Annotated in this window: 15 protein-coding genes and 1 tRNA gene; 5 read left to right on the top strand and 11 right to left on the bottom strand. The window is 44.7% G+C overall.

What is annotated here, in order from left to right; translation table 11 throughout:
• Nucleotides 1-27: 27 nt before the first annotated feature.
• Nucleotides 28-1,827, bottom strand: coding sequence for a pyrroloquinoline quinone-dependent dehydrogenase (locus ACMXYV_RS06175; RefSeq protein WP_415890890.1), 1,800 nt, complete (start codon nucleotides 1,825-1,827; stop codon nucleotides 28-30).
• A gap of 177 nt (nucleotides 1,828-2,004) precedes the next feature.
• On the opposite strand from ACMXYV_RS06175, the gene ACMXYV_RS06170 reads away from it, so the two are divergent.
• The 3 genes from ACMXYV_RS06170 to ACMXYV_RS06160 all read left to right on the top strand — a co-directional run bounded on the left by ACMXYV_RS06170 (nucleotide 2,005) and on the right by ACMXYV_RS06160 (nucleotide 4,917).
• On the top strand, nucleotides 2,005-3,384 hold the full coding sequence (locus tag ACMXYV_RS06170; RefSeq protein WP_415890889.1) for a HAMP domain-containing sensor histidine kinase: 1,380 nt from the start codon (nucleotides 2,005-2,007) through the stop codon (nucleotides 3,382-3,384).
• Nucleotides 3,371-4,027 carry a response regulator gene (locus ACMXYV_RS06165; protein ID WP_415890888.1) on the top strand — a complete coding sequence of 219 codons (657 nt, stop codon included), beginning with the start codon at nucleotides 3,371-3,373 and terminating at the stop codon, nucleotides 4,025-4,027. The genes ACMXYV_RS06170 and ACMXYV_RS06165 overlap by 14 nt, the downstream gene beginning before the upstream one ends.
• A gap of 137 nt (nucleotides 4,028-4,164) precedes the next feature.
• On the top strand, nucleotides 4,165-4,917 hold the full coding sequence (locus ACMXYV_RS06160) for a GGDEF domain-containing protein (protein ID WP_415890887.1): 753 nt from the start codon (nucleotides 4,165-4,167) through the stop codon (nucleotides 4,915-4,917).
• Nucleotides 4,918-5,540: 623 nt separating this feature from the next.
• On the opposite strand, the gene ACMXYV_RS06155 is transcribed toward ACMXYV_RS06160, so the two are convergent.
• The 10 genes from ACMXYV_RS06155 to ACMXYV_RS06110 all read right to left on the bottom strand — a co-directional run bounded on the left by ACMXYV_RS06155 (nucleotide 5,541) and on the right by ACMXYV_RS06110 (nucleotide 16,236).
• The gene (locus ACMXYV_RS06155) at nucleotides 5,541-6,599 is read right to left on the bottom strand and encodes an ion channel (protein ID WP_415890886.1); all 1,059 of its coding nucleotides are present in this window, start codon (nucleotides 6,597-6,599) and stop codon (nucleotides 5,541-5,543) included.
• Nucleotides 6,596-8,281 (bottom strand): polyamine aminopropyltransferase, encoded by a 1,686-nt coding sequence (locus ACMXYV_RS06150; protein WP_415890885.1) that lies wholly within the window; start codon nucleotides 8,279-8,281, stop codon nucleotides 6,596-6,598. The genes ACMXYV_RS06155 and ACMXYV_RS06150 overlap by 4 nt, the downstream gene beginning before the upstream one ends.
• On the bottom strand, nucleotides 8,268-9,119 hold the full coding sequence (locus tag ACMXYV_RS06145; protein ID WP_415890884.1) for a DUF350 domain-containing protein: 852 nt from the start codon (nucleotides 9,117-9,119) through the stop codon (nucleotides 8,268-8,270). The genes ACMXYV_RS06150 and ACMXYV_RS06145 overlap by 14 nt, the downstream gene beginning before the upstream one ends.
• Nucleotides 9,120-9,138: 19 nt before the next feature.
• On the bottom strand, nucleotides 9,139-10,773 hold the full coding sequence (locus ACMXYV_RS06140) for a hypothetical protein (RefSeq protein ID WP_415890883.1): 1,635 nt from the start codon (nucleotides 10,771-10,773) through the stop codon (nucleotides 9,139-9,141).
• Nucleotides 10,770-11,420 (bottom strand): DUF4178 domain-containing protein, encoded by a 651-nt coding sequence (locus ACMXYV_RS06135; RefSeq protein WP_415890882.1) that lies wholly within the window; start codon nucleotides 11,418-11,420, stop codon nucleotides 10,770-10,772. The genes ACMXYV_RS06140 and ACMXYV_RS06135 overlap by 4 nt, the downstream gene beginning before the upstream one ends.
• Nucleotides 11,407-12,597, bottom strand: coding sequence for a toxic anion resistance protein (locus tag ACMXYV_RS06130; RefSeq protein ID WP_415890881.1), 1,191 nt, complete (start codon nucleotides 12,595-12,597; stop codon nucleotides 11,407-11,409). Before ACMXYV_RS06130 ends, ACMXYV_RS06135 begins: the two co-directional genes overlap by 14 nt.
• Entirely contained in the window at nucleotides 12,598-13,116 is a 519-nt protein-coding gene (locus tag ACMXYV_RS06125) for a hypothetical protein (RefSeq protein WP_415890880.1), read from the bottom strand.
• An 876-nt stretch (nucleotides 13,117-13,992) separates the two neighbouring features.
• Nucleotides 13,993-14,068: transfer RNA gene (locus ACMXYV_RS06120), tRNA-Ala, on the bottom strand.
• Nucleotides 14,069-14,237: 169 nt separating this feature from the next.
• Complete coding sequence (gene gltX / locus ACMXYV_RS06115; RefSeq protein WP_415890879.1) at nucleotides 14,238-15,740, bottom strand: glutamate--tRNA ligase; 1,503 nt, start codon at nucleotides 15,738-15,740, stop codon at nucleotides 14,238-14,240.
• A 106-nt stretch (nucleotides 15,741-15,846) separates the two neighbouring features.
• Nucleotides 15,847-16,236: a diacylglycerol kinase gene (locus ACMXYV_RS06110; protein WP_415890878.1), complete on the bottom strand. Its 390-nt coding sequence runs from the start codon at nucleotides 16,234-16,236 to the stop codon at nucleotides 15,847-15,849.
• A 170-nt stretch (nucleotides 16,237-16,406) separates the two neighbouring features.
• Here ACMXYV_RS06110 and dusA point away from each other — a divergent pair, with 170 nt between their 5' ends.
• Together dusA and tal are read left to right on the top strand one after the other, a co-directional pair.
• Nucleotides 16,407-17,390: a tRNA dihydrouridine(20/20a) synthase DusA gene (dusA, locus tag ACMXYV_RS06105; protein ID WP_415890877.1), complete on the top strand. Its 984-nt coding sequence runs from the start codon at nucleotides 16,407-16,409 to the stop codon at nucleotides 17,388-17,390.
• A 17-nt stretch (nucleotides 17,391-17,407) separates the two neighbouring features.
• Nucleotides 17,408-18,358 (top strand): transaldolase, encoded by a 951-nt coding sequence (gene tal / locus ACMXYV_RS06100; RefSeq protein ID WP_415890876.1) that lies wholly within the window; start codon nucleotides 17,408-17,410, stop codon nucleotides 18,356-18,358.
• Nucleotides 18,359-18,404: the final 46 nt, after the last annotated feature.

The raw sequence follows: 18,404 nt of genomic DNA, 5'->3' as shown, positions 1-18,404 counted from the left end.
TTATGAGCGATATCTAATACTACTAATTTATTTAGTTGCTCGAGGCAAACTAAATACCAACAAACTATCCCCTGTGGGGTAACCAGCTATCTTATTCCCACCTGCTGCAACAGCGATGTACTGACGACCATTGTGGCTATAACTTACCGGCGGCGCATTAACACCATAGGACTGTTTATAGCTCCAAAGTTTTTCACCAGTCGTAGTATCTACCGCAAAAAACTCACCATCACCCTCGCCACTGAAAACTAAGTCACCCGCTGTGGCTAAAGTTCCACCTAGCAAGGGCAAACGCGTTTTGTTCTGCCAACTCACCTGACCGCTTTTTAAGTCGATCGCAGTTAAAGTTCCATAACGTTGTTTCTCATCGAACTCAAAATAGCTATATGTTTGCCAAGGTAGCTCTGAATTTAGTTTTAAAGGTTTACGGTAATAGGTTGCAGGCATATGAATACCTGCAATATAGACTTGCTGCTTATCTGGATTGACTGATACTGGAGACCAATTGCTACCACCTGCAATACCCGGAGCAATGGTTACTCCCTCCTCCGTTGGATCAGCAAATAAGTTAACTTGAGGCACAAAAGGGTCGGACTTAAACAGCAACTCACCTGTTTCTCTGTTAAGTACATAGAACCACCCGGTTTTTCCCGCTTGTCCTACTGCTTTTACAGTTTTGCCTGCCACAACGGTATCAAATAATACTGGAGGGCTTGAAACATCGTATCCCCAACGGTCATGTGGCACTTGCTGGAAGGCCCATTTAAGCTCTCCATTTTTGCTATCAATCGCCACAATACTCGAAGTATTCAGGTTATCACCTGGTCGAGTGGAACTATCCATATTAGGTGCGGGGTTGCCTGTTCCAGCAAACAACCAACCGGTTTCGTCATCAATGGCTGGCGTGGTCCAAATAGACCCGCCACCGAGTTTCCAACTATGTTGAAACCGTTGAGAAGCCGCTTTTTCCGTTGCAATATCACGATTAAGCGTCAAACCACTTGCCGTGGTTTCTTGCCAATCGCCAACCCAGTGCTCACCATCTACACTGTACCAACGCCACAACTCCTTACCGGTATTCATATCAAAGGCAGATAAAAAACCACGTAATCCAGTCCTACCATCGCCAATACCAACAACCCTTAGCCCTTTTTCAGTATCGAGATGTAAACCATACCCAGCCCCTGTACTACCGACGATTACCATATCCTTGTAAACCTGAGGGGCCATATTGAAGCTATGGCTTGTGCCACCAGTAATCTTTGCGTCCCCGCCAAGATCCATCCCCTGTAACAGTCCATCGACGCTTTCCTGAACTGAGAGCTGTATATCTTCGACTTTGTTCTGCCAGACCAGTTCACCGGTAGTCTGATCTAACGCGATCAGCTGTCCATCTATTGTCGCCTGGAAAACCTTGCCCTTAGCTACAGCCACGCCTCTGTTTGCTGGCCCACAGCAACTTTTCTTTTTCGGTTTGGGATGTTCATAACGCCACACTTGCTCACCCGTTCCTGCATCCAGCGCGATGACATGATTGAAAGGAGTCGAGATATAGAGGCGATCACCGACTTTTATAGGGCTCGTTTGAAAGCTCGCTTTAATACCGCTATCAAACTTCCAAGCTAACTGGAGTTTGTCTACATTGGCTCGGTTAACCTCTTTAAGAGAACTAAAGCGCTGATTGCCCAAACCATTGCCATAGGTTGCCCAATCATCGGCAAATACGACTTGGGATAAAACACTCCCAAGCATTAATCCGAAAAGCTGGTTTGGCACGCGCATAAGTGATTCCTCAATACGTATGATGTTGTATAAATCGATCAACATAAGATCGACTTTGATTATTTAAGCATAGAACTAAACTAACTTTTCCTTTTAAAAATCAACAGCGTGAACTTGACCACAAAAGGCGGGTTTATTGCCCGATACACAAACACGTTATCTACTTACAATATGACACATTCTTTAAGGCATAGATTCCAAAAACAAAGATTCTGTTTACTGATGAAGTCGATAAAACTTAACTTTCTGCTAATTTCTCTTGTTGCTATTTCGGGGATGGCGGCGCTATTTATCTCTGCATTTATAGCTTTATATAAAACAGATGCGGACTCACGGAAACATGCTCAAGAGATATCCGCCATCGTAAAGCAACAACTCGAGTTTCAAGTTTTAAAAGTCCAAAACGATGTAATGGCACCAGAACACTTTCCAGACTTTTTCCTCTGGAAACACTCTGCGGGCTTCACTGGGTTCTGCGTTTCCTTTGAAACTAATACCGGCGAGGTAGCACGTAGTCTCTGTACAGGTGATTACACTGAGGATGAATGGCCTTTATGGTTTGAAAGCTTCTACCTTTCACTGTTCACTTCAGCAGAGGAAACGCGTACCAAGATCACCTCAAAAATTGGTATTGAAGGTGACATTGTTGTTTCTCCTAGCAAGCCCATTTTGTTGCACAATGCCTGGAATAACATTATGACGCTGATGGAGTTTTCTATCATTGTCGTAGCAATCCTTAGCTTGCTGCTTTATCTGTGCCTTCACTGTATTTTAAAACCTGTCAAAAAAACCCAGCGGGTTTTAAACGAGATGCAAAAAGGCAACTTAAGTGCTCAAGTTCCTCCCTCGCATATTAAAGAGTGGCAAAAAACCGCGACCGCAATAAATAACTTAGCAGCCAGCCTTAAAGAAACCTTAGATGACCGAAAAGAACTCTCATACAAGCTCCTCAACATCCAAGAGAATGAGCGACGATACCTTTGTCGGGAGTTGCATGACGATATGGGGCAATACCTAACAGGGCTCCGAGCAATTTCTCACTTCCTGCAACTGGAAGTTGATAGCCAATGCCCGGAGCTTTCGCCCAAAGTTAAGCAGGTAAACACAATCTCTGAAGAGATGATGAAGCTAGTGAAAGACTTACTCTTCCGTTTACGACCTGCAGACTTAGATGAACTAGGTATCTCTGAAAACTTAAAATCGATGATCCAAGACTGGAATACCAAGCACTTCGATAAAAACTGCTCGATCACTTTAGAGGGCGAAATCAACAGCATTCCAGCAGCGATAGCCGTAAATATCCTTAGAACTATTCAAGAGTGTTTAACCAATATCGTTAAACACGCCTCTGCCAGTGCCGCAGAAGTACATCTAACTTACTACCCAACAGATCATAAATATCTAACGTTAACGATCCAAGATAATGGCAATATGACTCAGCCTGAGCCTCTCATTAAACCGGGAAATGGTTTATTAGGTATAAAGGAGCGAATTAATGCGCTTAATGGTGAATTAGAGCTAAGTAAATCACCATTAGGCGGACTAAAAATAGCAGCGAGTATTCCTGTCTGCGAAATTAAGGGATCCAATGAGCACAGTTAATATTCTTCTAGTAGATGACCACGCAATTGTCCGCGAAGGTTATAGAGCGCTTCTAAACCGCGAACCTAATTTTCACATTATCGCTGAGGCTGGATCTGGTGAAGAAGCTTATTCCCTCTATAAACAACATTCGCCTGACCTCGTTCTTTTAGATCTGTCCTTACCTGGGAAAGGTGGTTTAGCGACCCTTTTACAAATCCGCCAGCATGACCCTAAAGCCCAAGTTCTGATCTTTAGCATGCATCAGAACCCAGCGATGGCTAAGAAAGCAGTGGATGCAGGTGCGCGTGGTTATATCACTAAGAGTAGTGCTCCTGAATTGCTAATACAGGCAATCAAAGACATTACACATGGTCAGTTAGCTATCAGCGATGATGTGTCACGTGCATTGGCGCTAGAAAGCCTTCAAGGCGAAGCTGCCATCCTTAGTAAGTTATCTACCCGAGAGTTTGAAATTCTTCGAATGATGATTGCTGGAAAAACAAAAGATGAAGTAGCCGAGACGCTTTGCATAAGCACTAAAACTGTCGCGAACAGTTACTACATCATTAAAAGCAAGCTCGAGGTCAAGACTGATATTGAGTTGATCCATACCGCTATTCAAGCAGGTATGCTCTCTCCAGCCGAACTCATGCCTAGCTAGCCTCTAAAACTAAAGATAATTGGTTTTTACGACTAAACTTAGCCTAATGACCCCCATGGTCTGAGTAAATCTACGTATGTACCTGATAATCAGGCACGACTAGGCTATCTAGTAGGGTCAGGCAGCAAGGTATAGCAATGCGTTTAGTAGTAAGAAGACTTGGTCGCATCAAATTAATGCTAGTAATCACAGCTATCTCCGTTGTGATGGCAGTCGCACTAAACCTAATTTTTTCCTTCCTTTTTGAAACAGGCGCTCCCGTAGTTCAAAGTATTGTTCGTGCAGCTGTCATCCCCCTATTTATAGCGCCATTAGTCTCCTGGTATCTACTTGGCTTACTCATCGATTTAGACCAACTTGAAGCCAAAATGAATAAACTGGCTACCTATGATGACCTAACAGGTTTGTATAATCGCCGCGCCCTCTTTAAATCTTGCCACCTTCTCCATCGACTCGCCGTACGAACTAAAGAAACCTACTGCGTGGTCATTGTCGATCTGGATTTTTTCAAAAAGATTAATGATCAATACGGTCATGCCGCAGGTGATCAAGTCCTAAAATCATTCGGCCAGATATTAAAACGAGTTACCCGAGATTGTGATTTAGCAGGAAGGATGGGCGGTGAAGAGTTCTGCATTTACTTAAGTAACACCCAACAAGCGCAGGTCGAAAAAATTATCTCTCGTTTAAAAACCGAGATAGAAGACAATTATCCAGTATTTGAAAGTACGACCATAACCTACACCATCAGTTTAGGCGTAGCTGAAAACCAGAATGCTGCCGAATTAGGTTTTGAAGAAGTTTTAAATAGAGCTGATATAGCCCTCTACGAAGCCAAAAACAGCGGACGAAATAGATCAGTATCTTTCAACAGTGAATTACAGCGCTAACTGGTTTCAAAGGAAGTAATTGGTAATCCTAGGTCAATCAAATAAAATAGATAACTAATTGATTAAATTGACTTACGATATGAAAGCTCCACAAATTAATTTGAAGGATCAGGGGTGAGAATCAGCTGAAGAAGCCCGGAATAACCTGGAAATAATACTCAATGCGCTGCTTATAAAGCCTCTCGTGCCTGCTTCATCCACTTCATTCTTTATCTGTGTAAGGCTGCTTGGCTGTCACATCCCCTTGTATAAGGACCAACTCCATCAAAATGTCCTACTCTGTTTCATAAAATTATGCAGAAGCAAGCAATGGCTTATCCTGCTTAAGCTTATACTTGACTCAGACTTCCCAGAGAAACTTTTTGGAACCAATTACCTCCCAAGAGCGACTTACCCCACCCAGCAATTCGTATCGGAAGCGAGAAAAAAGGGTTCATCTAGATCAAGCTTCGATCGAGGCCAATTTTCCCGCTCTAGCAAATAATCCATTAAAGAAAAATCCGGAAATGATGTCATTCTCAGATCCTGATTACCTATAATCACGGGGCGCTGATTTGATTAGTCATAATACGCATAATCAAGAATTAATACTGGAACAATGCTTTTTCTAAACCACTACATAATTACCCATAGCTTTCAATCTCCTTACCCAAAACTGTAATATCAATACCCTCAATTCGCTCTGGAGCCGTGTAAAAAATCGCCATACCGCCCTTCACCTTCATCCCCAAGTCAGGATTAAGACTAATCTCGTCGTCTTTAACAGCAAGCGCTGTTGCGTTGTGCAACAATTTTAGGCCAAACAATACGTTCTTGTATGGAACCTCTATTGCTGAGTCACCCGGTATATCAAAGCGGTACAGATTTTCTCCATTAAAGTTGGAGATTAACTGCTGAATCACACCGCTCGATTCTTTATCCTGCAGCTCTTGCGCCATCATAAAGACGTTCACTGGCAGGATGACCTGGTTAGAAGACTGATCAACTGCGGGTAGCTTTTTAAGCTTATCTGCATGTGATTCGTTATTGAGGTAACAAACCATATGTGCAGACAAGTTAACCTCTCTTACAGCATATGCAGTAAAGAATGTCTGGTTGTCATCGTGGCCATGAACAATGATGTTACTGGCCTTGGCGATATTGGAGCGCCCCAGTACGTCTTCTGATGCGAGCTCCCCCCTGATGAATTCAACAGAGTCTTCTTTAATGGGATTTCTTTCTTGCTCGTGCGAGCACAGAACAATTTCAACCTCGGTATTATTGGCTTTAAGCTCAGAAATAACCCGTTCCGTGCTACCTTCTCTGTAGCCCATAATGACTACGTGATTTTCATATCCCATATAACCAAGCCCCCTTGCTTTTTTCCCAGCAAAAAACAGTACAAATTCTGAAAGTTTACCGATCACCAGACCGGCAATTCCTATTCCCAAATACATGATGCCCCCAGCAATAAACCTGCCTAAGCTGGTCTGGGGGTAAAAATCACCGTATCCCACGGTTGTAAGGGTGACCGAATACCACCAAGCATAATGCTCAATAATGTCTGCCTCATTGGCAATCTGCATACCTAGATAGCCCGTGATATATAAAAAAACCACAGAGCAGAAGATCACGGTCCAGGCATTGTTATAAAGCCGGTAAAGCGTTTTCTTATAGATGCGATTCATTAATGAAAATATCATTCTACAATCCAACTTCTATCAACGTAATGAGTGAGGAGACACGGCTGCATCAACGTATTCACACAAAGGGTATCCGTATGGAGCTCCCCTTTCCCGAAAGAGAATGATGCAGCCAAAAGTTCGGGGGTTATAAAGGATGTTTCAACCTCAAAATTTTCTAAACGAGAAAGCGTGGCCTTAACTTCAGCCTCAGTTTTATTATCAACCCATGCTAAGTAATAACCCCAATCCCCAAACGAAGGGATGTTCTGCCGATAAGGCAGAGCATTGAACCCTGCTGCTCGCATAGTGGCCCCAATTGAGAGATATGCTTCCTTTGCGTGGTACGGTGATGTTGACTGCATACTGATAACTGCATCATCCGTCAGATATAAACGCAGCATTTGGTAAAACTGCTTACTGTAAAGCTTACTCAACTCGATTGAAGAGGGATCCGGAAGGTCAATAACCACAGCATCCCACTGTTGTTTAGGTTTCTGTCTCAGGAACTGATCTGCATCGATGTTATAAACCACAAGTGATGCCACATATTCAGAGTCATCAACGGTGGCAGTGTCTTCATACAGAAACAAACCGCTATGAGAACCTGGTTCATCCAGACTGGCCGGTTCAATGATTACCTTGGCGTTTCTGAACGCATCGTTATTAATCTCCCGGAGACGTGGATGCGTGGATGCGACCTTTACCATTTCAGGGTCAAGATCAACCAACGTCACACTTTCTATCGAGGGGTACTTATTCAGTTCTCGCAGCGCCAAACCATCGCCCCCGCCCAGCACTAGAATATTCTTTGCATCCGGGGCTGCTGCCATTAAGGGGTGTACCAAGAAATCGTGGTACCGTTCTTCATCCAGACTTGAAAACTGAGTATTTCCATTGATGTATAGTCGTGTGTCGTCGGTAATATTGCTGTGCGTGATGACCAGGTGTTGATAGCGTGTCGTTTCCTTATAAACGATTGGATCATCATAGAAACGCTGTTCTAACAGGTTGCTGATATCTCGATTGCTCACAAATCCCCAAATCAATGCAACTGCTGTCACCAGAAGAGCCACACAGTGTATAAGCGGTCTGGATATGATCTTTCGGGTCATGAAGTAGATGATAGTCAGTATCGCCACAATGAAGTTAAAACCGGCAACGATGAAGCTGATCTCTGTGAGAGGGAAATTCTTCAGAAGGTAATTAACCCAGATCAGAGCACCTATGAATGCACCGACATAATCCATGCCGTAAACAAGGGTCAGGTTGACCCTCAGGTTAATCTTGTTTTGCTCAATGATTCGCATGACCAGCGGTATTTCAAAGCCGATCAGGAAACCGACAGACAACACGAAAAAGTAATGAACAAATTGAAAGTGGTTCTCTAAGTAGCCATAGGCAGAGTAAATCGCTAAGGGGGCGAACCCCCCTAACAGAGCCATAAGGACTTCCACCGCGATAAATTTCTGGAGCAAGTTTTGGTCGGACATTTTGCTCTGAACAAAACCAGAAACACCCATCATCAACATCATGCAGGCAATCACTATCGAAAACTGCTCGATAGAGTTACCCAATATGTAGGTGGTTATGGTTGCCAATACATATTCGTTAACGAGGCCAGACGCACCCGTTGTGAACATGCAGAACGCAAGAAGTATCGGTAAGTATCGCGGTGTATGATCCATATTACAGAATCGCATTGCTCAGGATTAAAGCCATGCCAATCTTAATGGACGACAGTTGAACTGCTGGAATGATTCGATCTTCGTTCAGGATCTCTTTCATGCTTGAAGAGGTCACAATCACCAGATCAATCACAAACTCAAACAAGTACAAAATGAGCATGCCTGATACGGCCAAGAAGATATATTCCACAACCATGTCACTGAGCTCGGCAGAACCTCCATTCCCTACAATCGCTGACTTTAGAATCAGAGCGTAAGCGATGAGCTTACCGCCAAGATAAACCCCAGCTGAGAGGTTGCCCTTACCGATCTGGGAAACAATGTCGAAGTGCCTGGTGAAGACTTTCTCGTAAACAACAATCAGCACAACCAAAGTAACCTGACCGATTACGAAATAGGCCAATGTGGACAGTAAGCCCCCTGCCTCACCGTATATGCTTGAATAAGAGATAATGCCGGTAGAAACGAGCATGCCCAGCTCTACCATACCTACAGAGGTATTGTTCTCTTTCAGTTGCTTAAGGTTATCAATACCTGGAGTCACTAATTTGTCAGTGAGAATCAGCGTGCTAACCATAAACATAGTGGCAGCAAGGCCGTACAAGGCTGAATTCATAAGGTCTTGGGTTAACGACCCTGTAGTGCCTCCAGAAAGTACTCCCATCATGGCGATCGCCAGGCCAAACTGGGCACCCGTACGGCGCAAGCCTACTGCCAAATTGCCATTAGCGAGTTGGTCATCTGCATCGTAGTGCTGAGAAGACATGAAGTTGAGAACATACTTCAATACAACGGCATAACCGATATAGATCAACGTGTATAAAATATAAATTCCGTATTGCTCGATATTCATAACGAATAATCCTTTTAAATTATTTACCGCCAGATGAAGGGCCTTTGGAGCGACCACTAGGGCCTGCACCACGAATTGAAGAGTTCGCCTTCCTTGAACGGCCAGTACGTGCTTCGGTTACTACAGAAGGGTTACGCTTTAAGAAGTCACTATTTTTGTAACGGCTATGACTATAGGTGCCGCTACCAAAGGTGCCGTACTGATTTTCGTTACCATAATAAGGAGAGCGCCTGGCATTCTTGTGATAGCCGTTCCAATCGTTGTAGGAATAACGATTGCCCCCCATCACATCGCCAAACATCCGGTACATGCCGTAGTAATGCCAGAACGAAGTACCATTAGATTGTCGCCATTCACCGTACTGGTTAGAGCCAGTGGCCACACCGTTGACCATTGTTGGCTCAGCGATCATAGCCATACCAACAGGCTCGGCCTCAGTAATCATTTCCTGCTCGAAATAACCTAACGGTTTTGACTCGATAGCCATGCCGAGATTGTCGTAATGCTTCCAGAACAGAGCACCAGCTACCTCAACCCAATCACCTTCGGTAACCTTTCCATCTTCAATGATGGTGTATCTGTGGTAAGTCTTTTCAAAAGTACTGTCTACCCAGAATTCAGCATAATCGTTACCTGAGCTTCTTCGGAAATCCTTATCGATCTTTAAGGCCTGCCAGCGACTTTGAGGGATTTTCAGATCAAACCCACTCCATGCCCCTTCATCAGCAATCGTATTTAGAGTCAGGGTGCTAAAATACTCAAAGGTATTTGCATCAACTTTAGAAGCTGGGTAGCGCATTTGATCGCCACTACCGCAGTAATCCGACTCACACCAATCAGCACGACCTACCGCCACATAGAAATCAACTTTCTGATCTGCCAGCACCTTCACATAACTGCGATCTAGGAGGGAGAACTGATCATTCATATCGCGGCTGTAGTTTTGGAGCTCCTCATACGTTTTTGTAATACCGAGGTAGGAATCGCCGTACAGCGCATAATCTGGCAGGGGTGCCTTGTACTCTTGGTCCATAACCGAGAAGTAACGCTGCACAGTTGTAAACAGCCTCGCACCAACCTCAACTTTTTTCTGTAGAGCTTCTTGCTGGTGCGGGTATTTATCCGCCAGGCTTTCAGACCTCACCTTAAGGTTGGCCATCTTTTTATCAGCCATATCCCTAAACTGTTTGGCATCCTGGAAGTACTTATCCTTATTAGCTCGATTTTCGAGAATCAATTTCGCTCTGGATAAAGGCAATATTGACTGTTCACGGGAAGCTTTGATCTCTTCTTGCCCTGTATTGAGTGCCACAATAAGCGCATTTAGATCGTCCTCATGGTCTCGCTCAAGAATGGGGTCAATCGTGTCTTCCAGTACTGTTTTCGCAGCGGCCAGATGTCGCTTTGATTTCAATAATGCTTCAGGCCATTGCTGTTTGTTGGAATATGCCTCGAGAAATGCCCAAACAGCAGACGCCTGTAGTTCTTCAAACTTAGCTATCTGCTTTGCTAAATCGGATTCTTGTCGATCCACCCTCGATTGCAATGACTTTACGTTCTCAACGTATTCGTAAGGGATGCTGACCGATGCCTTATAGGCAACATAGAACATCCCCGCAGCTAACAGAAAAAAGCCTATAAAGAATATTCTCACTGATTGCCCTCCTTGCGATCAGTTGGGGTCGGCTGGCACTGAATGACCTTGACGTTGTTTGATGCAATCTCACGGCTGGTAAAAGCTTCTCGCTCGGGTTTGGAATCCTCATCATCCCATGCTTCAACCGTCAAGAATTCGCCACCATTTGAATGAAATTCATACATTTTCACTTTCAGCGGCTCTTCCTCTTTCCCGCGGTAGAACAATGCTGCCCAGGTGTCATCCTCGCTATAATGGTATGTTGTACCGTTGCAAAAAACTTCCCCATACTCAGCCTCTGCTATCTCATCTAAAGCACGGGTAGTTACAGGTGAACCATTGTGTTTAATATCGCGGAGTTTGACCTCTGCAATTGTTTCGCAAACCTCAAGCTCATCATCAACTTCCCATTCAACGAAACAGGTTTCACCTGTCTTGACGTTGAATAGCTGCAACTCATACACCCAGTAATCGGACTTCTTCTTTTTGTAGTTGCTCCACTTCACTTCGAGGTATTTGAGAACGTCTACAACCTGAAAAGTAGCTCCCTTAATCTCAACGTAACCACCCTTCTCTACATCGCGGATATCGAGTTTTAGCGCTTCACTCGCTGGCAGAGGCGAAAGCCCCCGCACAGCCGCAAAACGTTGACTAATCCCTGTCATTATTACCTCCACCTGATTGAGCTTTCTCAGCGTCACCCTCAATCACATCGCCAGTTTCATCCGACAGCTCAATCGCCTCAGAGGACATCTTACCTTTAGAGATGCGAGCTTCATGCAGGCCTGCTGCTACAGGCTCCAGCTCCTTAGTCATTGCAGCAAGGCGATCACTCACCTCTCTGGCCTGAGTCGTGCTGTTGGCCATTGCTTCATTAGCGGTATTCACCGCAGCCATGAGCTGATCAAAGCCCTCTTCTAGCTTCTCAATGGCGATCACAGGGCTGTTATACATATCCCCAATGCTTTGCGCTGCTTGGTTCGTAGCAGCGGCATTCTGCGCCATCATGTCACCCAGACCCGACTGAAATTGATCAACTGCTTCCTGCACGCTTTTCTGTTTAGCCAGAGCCGCTTGGATCTGCAGGGCGTTAGTCATGACCATAGGGCCTACCAACAGAGCGCTATCGATTTGCTCACCCAACAACGCATTCGTTGCAATAGTTTGCTCAATGCTGATAAAGAACTGGACAGCAGCCTGCTCCATGGTCCGAAGATCACGAATACGACGCATAGCCTGGTTTTTCACAGATTCAATCTTTTGTTTTTCCTGAGGATCGTCAGTAGGCTGCTCTGCTTGGCGCTTTTCGAGTTCTTGAATAAAATATTCACCGACATAGATTTCGGATTCGATCTCTTTTTTCGCGGCCAGTACTTCGTTGTATTGGTGCTCCAACGTCAGGCTCGATTCCAACAGCTCATCTTTACCGTTACGCAGTCCGTCAAAGATAGCGTTCACATGGCTCTGCATTGGCTGGTATTTACCGACAAATCGGGCAATGGCTTTACGCTTGATACCTGTAGGCATCCAGCTAAACCACCAAGAATTGTGTAGAGAGTGTGGATTCAGCTCGTCCATCGTTGTACGAAGCTCAACCAAGCGTTCACCCGTTGGGGATTTACCATCAAGGCCTTTCAACAAATCGTTGATGCTCCCCGACATCACATCATTAGCTGAAGCCATTTGCTTCTGTGCCGGTGCGCCAATACCTTCAATAACACGTGTAAGTGCAGGCCCAGCCTTTTCTTTGGTCGCTACAAGCAGATCATGCGCTTTGGACTGCATTACAGTGATCTTGCCTTCATCAGCCCATTTCGGCTTTTGTACGTTTGTATCGCTCATTTACACTTCACCATCAATATTGAATTTATGTTTCAGGAAAAGTGCCTTCTTATTGAATTCACTCTCATCCTGATCCTTCAGGGTTTCAGAAATGCCATCCAACTCGGCAGATAGCGCCGTTAAACTTTGTTTAACAGAAACCAGCGTCTCTGGTTCCTTTTGCGCGGAGCTATCCAGATTTAGATACGGCCTTAAACATTTGTTAGGCAGATATTCAGTCGCGATCCGTCTGACCATCCAAGACAACTCCCCTGTTGGTGAAGCCTTCTCTTCAACCTTTGGCAACAGATCACGCAGTTGGTCGATAACCCCTTCTGCTTGCGTTGTTACCTCATTGGGGATACTTGCTCGACGTATTTCTAAATTCAGATCCAGCAACTGCTCTGGTACATCTGGATCTTGAGACGCGGGCTTACTCTCGCCTGCTTCAGAGGGCTTTGCAGCAGCCATTTTCAACCACCACCAGAACGCAACTCCCGCTACAACCAAGACAGCTACCACTATCAAAATTAAAACCATGCTAGTCTCCATAAAACAGGCATAAGAACCCGCTAAAAGTAAGTAACCTCACTGGAAAACCAGCAAGCGTCAAAGTGAGCCTGAAAAGGCTATAAGCTTCTGAAAAAAATCAAGTAACGTTGAGCAGTATTTTTTCTTGTAAGGAAAACAAATCAGATCAGTGTTCTAAAGCACAAAATAGATCTTTGATATCCGCTAGGGCCCCAATCAGCTCTTGAAATAGCAACTTAAAGGATAGGGAATTTGGAAGGTGGGAATCGTTGTAGCCGAAGAAATAAAGGCAAACTTAAAAGCAGAACCTGCTGTCAATCCCTTAGACATAATGCATCCTTAATAAGATTATATAGTATCAATTTAATAATGCAGATTATTATCTACTCTACAAAACACATCAACATATAATGACCACTTTAAGCGCACAGCAGGCTAATTCACCTGTACTAGCCAGATTAACGATCTAATTAGCTTAACCTAATTGATCGCACTGCGCCTTTTCAGAGTGATCTCGGATACGCCTATTGAAAGAAGTTTCTCTTTACCGGCAAAGCGATACTTCAATCGCCAGTACTTAACTATCGGTTTTCTTGATTAAAAGAAACATACCTCGTCCATCGCTGAGCTTGTAACCCTTATCCCTAGGTTTGGCCTGTCTGATTTTTTGTATCAGTGAGTTTCATTACTACCTCGAGGTCCAAGATAAGACATTGGGGGTACCTAGGAGTATAAAACTCAGAATTTGGAAATATACCCCCAAATACACCCTCAATTCGGGGGTATCTATGTGTGCGCATGAGTACGCATCGATGAAGAGTATATACAAAAAACCAGCAATTACGCTGGCTTAGAAGACTTTAAGTACTCATCAGTACTTAGAATTGGTGGAGCCTAGCGGGATCGAACCGCTGACCTGTTCGCTGCCAGCGAACCGCTCTCCCAGCTGAGCTAAGGCCCCATCGATGAAGTGTGGCTATAGTAATTAGCCGAAAAAACAGAGTCAAGAAAGATTGAAAGCTATTGAAATCAGTTAAGCGCAGGAAAAATCAGTAAAAAGCGTGAAGTAAAACTGAAGTCGGCTGAACCAAGCTGGTTTAGCCGACTTCTCCACTTACAATGTAAGTCGATTACCCTTCAATCTGCGTACTTAGTGCACGGTATTCTTTTTCCCAACGTTTCGCTTCTTTCTTAGAAGGGCCGCCAAGAACATTGACCGCATGACGTAAACGCGCACGTGTCATATCTGGACCTAGGATCGCCATAGAATCCATTACAGATACAGTCTGGTTAGTGCCAGCTACCGCAATAAACAATGGGAATAGGAAGTCACGGATTTTGTAATCCATCGCTTCAGCAAGCTGTTTAAGCTGACCGAAGAGACGATCTTTATTCCACTGAGTTTCTGTATCTAGCAACCATACTGAGTACTGCAGCATTTTGCGGATGTCATCAAGTTCCAATGATTTATGCGCAAAATCTTCTTCTGTGATATCCAGCATGCCGGATAGGAAGAAACTCGCAAGTGGAGCTACGTCAGAAAGTTTCTCTACACGCTGCTGAATCAACGGAACGATCTGCATCAGGTATTCAGGGTTTAGTGCCCACTCCTGATACTTAGCTGCAAATTGCGCTGGGTCTAGGTCTTCACGCAACCATAGACCGTTTAACCAGCTTAGTTTTTCCTGATCGAAGATTGGACCACCCAGAGATACACGCTGAATATCGAAGTTATCGAACATCTGCTGACGTGTGAATTTCTCGCTCTCATCCGGCATAGACCAACCCATGCGAGCAAGGTAGTTCAACAATGCTTCTGGCAAGAAGCCCATACGCTGATAGTAAAGAATACTAGTAGGATTCTTACGCTTAGATAGCTTAGATTTATCCGGGTTACGAAGAAGCGGCATGTGGCATAGCTTCGGCATATCCCAACCAAAGTATTCGTAGAGCAACTTATGCTTAGGCGCAGAGTTGATCCACTCCTCACCACGGATAACGTGCGTGATCTCCATTAGGTGATCATCTACAACGTTTGCCAAGTGATAAGTAGGCATACCATCGGACTTAAGCAGAATCTGAGCATCAACCATGCCCCATTCCAGCTCAATCGTACCGCGAAGCATATCGTCAACTTCACAGGCACCTTCACCTTCAGGTACAACCATACGCACAACATAAGGCGCACCCGCTGCTTTACGCTTTTCTACTTCCTCTACAGGAAGGGCAAGATCGCTTTGCTTAAGCGCAGTGTGACCGCCTGCTGCGCGGCGAGCAGTACGTAGCTCATCCAACTCTTCAGATGTACGGTAGCAAAGGAATGCTTTGCCTTCTTCCACCAACTGCATCGCGTATTTTGCGTAGTCAGCTTTACGTTCGCTTTGACGGTAAGGACCGTGAGGGCCACCTACGTCTGGACCTTCATCCCATTCCAAACCTAACCAACGTAGCGAGTCTAGAATCTTCTGTTCAGATTCGTCCGTACTACGTGTTTGGTCTGTATCTTCGATACGCAAGATAAACTGACCGCCATGCTGACGAGCAAAGGCTAAATTGAACAATGCGATATAGGCTGTGCCTACATGAGGGTCACCTGTTGGAGAAGGTGCAACACGGGTACGAACGGTCGTCATTGGTGTCCTTGGAAATCTGATAAAAATGAATAGCGGCAATTATATACTTAGCGGCCCTTTTCGAGCCACTAAGAAATCAATTAGGCGATAGATTATGGGAAAGAAACTATAAATAGTTTTCCCAAAGCACAGCACTCCAAATCAGGCCACCCATAATCAGTGCGACCATCACAACAGCGGAACCTAAATCTTTGGCAAGTCCAGCTAACTCATGGAACTCAGTACCAGCGCGATCTACCACCGCTTCAATGGCGCTGTTGACCAGTTCAAAAGCTAACACCAACAAGCAAGTACAAATTAAAGCGGCCAATTGAATGGGGCTTTGCGCAACGAGAAAAGATAGGGGAATAAGCACCGCACTCCCCCAAACTTCATAGCGAAAAGCAGGCTCTTGAATATAAGCGGCCTTAAGGCCCTGCCATGAATAGATAGAAGCATAATAAAAACGCTTTAAGCCCGTATTCTTGGCAGTCGCACCCTGTGGTTTATCGCTCATGGTAAAGTCATATCCCTAAATTTATCGCCTAGCATTAGAAGCTAAGGCTATCACTTCTACATTGGATTCCGTACAAATAGTTGGACAAAATCCACCTATGTGCAGCGCAAAATTGGTAGACAGTATATAATCGCCTCTGTTCTTCGATTTTGATTGTACCTACACATTTAATGACCTCTACAACAGATAACCTAAACCGTCGTTTTACCGTTGCACCTATGATGGACTGGACGGACCGTCACTGCCGTTATTTTCACCGTATTTTGAGCCGCAAAGCGGTTTTATATACCGAGATGGTAACTACCGGTGCTTTGATCCATGCCGAAGCAGATCGTTTTCTACGTTATAACACGCAGGAACAACCTGTTGCGTTGCAGTTAGGTGGCAGCAACCCAGCCGATTTAGCCCAATGTACCAAGATGGCTGAGGATTATGGTTACAACGAGGTGAATCTTAACGTCGGCTGTCCTAGCGATCGCGTTCAAAACAATATGATCGGTGCCTGCCTAATGGCTCACCCGCAGTTAGTCGCTGAATGTTTAGAAACGATGCAATCTGCAGTAAAGATACCTGTTACGGTAAAACACCGTCTGGGTATCGACGATATGGATAGCTATGAAGAGCTAGTCAGCTTTGTAAAGACAGTGCGTGACAGTGGCTGTAATATTTTTATTATCCATGCGCGCAAAGCGATTCTTCAGGGCCTGAGCCCAAAAGAAAACCGCGATATCCCGCCATTGAAATATGACTGGGTTTACCAAATAAAGCAGGAATTCCCTGATTTGGAAGTGCATATCAATGGCGGCATCAAGACTCTCGAAGAGTGTCACACACATTTGCAACATGTTGATGGTGTAATGCTAGGCCGCGAAGCCTACCAAAACCCTTACCTTTTGGCAGATGTAGATAACGAATTATACACCTGCCCTGCTGAGAAGATCAGCCGTAAAGGGGCTGCTCTAGCAATGGTGCCGTATATTCAAGAACAGTTAGCAGAAGGTGTTTCGCTACACCACATCACGCGGCATATGCTTGGGCTATTTCACGCGCAACGTGGCGGTAAACAGTTCCGCCGCTTTATTAGCGAAAATGCGCATAAACCTGGCGCTTCAATTGATGTACTCTTTGAAGCACTGGAACGTGTACCAGATTAGAATGGACTACTAGAAAGATGACAAGTCAGTTAGAAAAGCTAAAAGAAATTACTACTGTTGTTGCTGATACCGGTGATATCGAAGCCATTGCTCGCTTTAAACCTGTTGATGCGACCACTAACCCATCTCTTCTGCTAAAAGCCGCTGAGCTTCCACAATACAGCGCTCTATTAGAAACAGCTAAACGCTGGGCGACTGAAAAAGGTGGTAGCGAGCAAGAAGTATTGGACAACATGACTGATCGTCTTGCGGTAGAGATTGGTCGTGAAATTCTAAATATCATACCAGGTCGCATCTCGACTGAAGTCGATGCACGTTTATCGTTTGATACTCAAGCAACATTGGAACGTGCACGTAAGCTAATCGGCCTTTATGAAGAAGCTGGTATATCTAAAGATCGCATCTTGATTAAGATTGCTTCTACTTGGGAAGGTATTCAAGCAGCACGTCAGCTAGAGCAAGAAGGCATTAACTGTAACCTAACTCTGCTATTCAGCTTTGCTCAAGCAGCAGCATGTGCAGACGCTGGTGTTTACCTGATTTCTCCTTTTGTTGGCCGTATTCTTGATTGGTTCAAAGCGAACGAAGAAGGTGACTTTACGGGCGCTAACGACCCAGGCGTGCAATCAGTAACTAGCATCTACAACTACTATAAAGCGAATGGTTACAAAACCATCGTGATGGGTGCGAGCTTCCGTAACATTGTCGAGATCCAAGAGTTAGCTGGTTGTGACCGTCTAACCATCGCTCCTGCCCTGATGCAAGAATTAGAAGACAGCACTGATGATCTGCCAACTAAACTTGCACCTGAATCCGCTGCTTCTGAGCAAGGCAAGCTTTCTTTGAGTGAAGCAGAGTTCCGCTGGATGATGAACGAAGATGCAATGGCTACGGAAAAGCTAGCTCAGGGTATCCGCAGCTTCGCAGCTGATCAGATCAAGCTAGAGAAGTTACTGTCAGCTGTATAAACGTTTCTATCACTAGATAATAAAGCCCTTAACAGTATAAAACTGT

This window comes from Neptuniibacter sp. SY11_33, assembly GCF_047778025.1.
In the GTDB taxonomy this organism is placed as follows: domain Bacteria; phylum Pseudomonadota; class Gammaproteobacteria; order Pseudomonadales; family Balneatricaceae; genus Neptuniibacter.
Note: the sequence above shows the minus strand (reverse complement) of the source record. Positions and strands in the feature narration are given on the sequence as shown.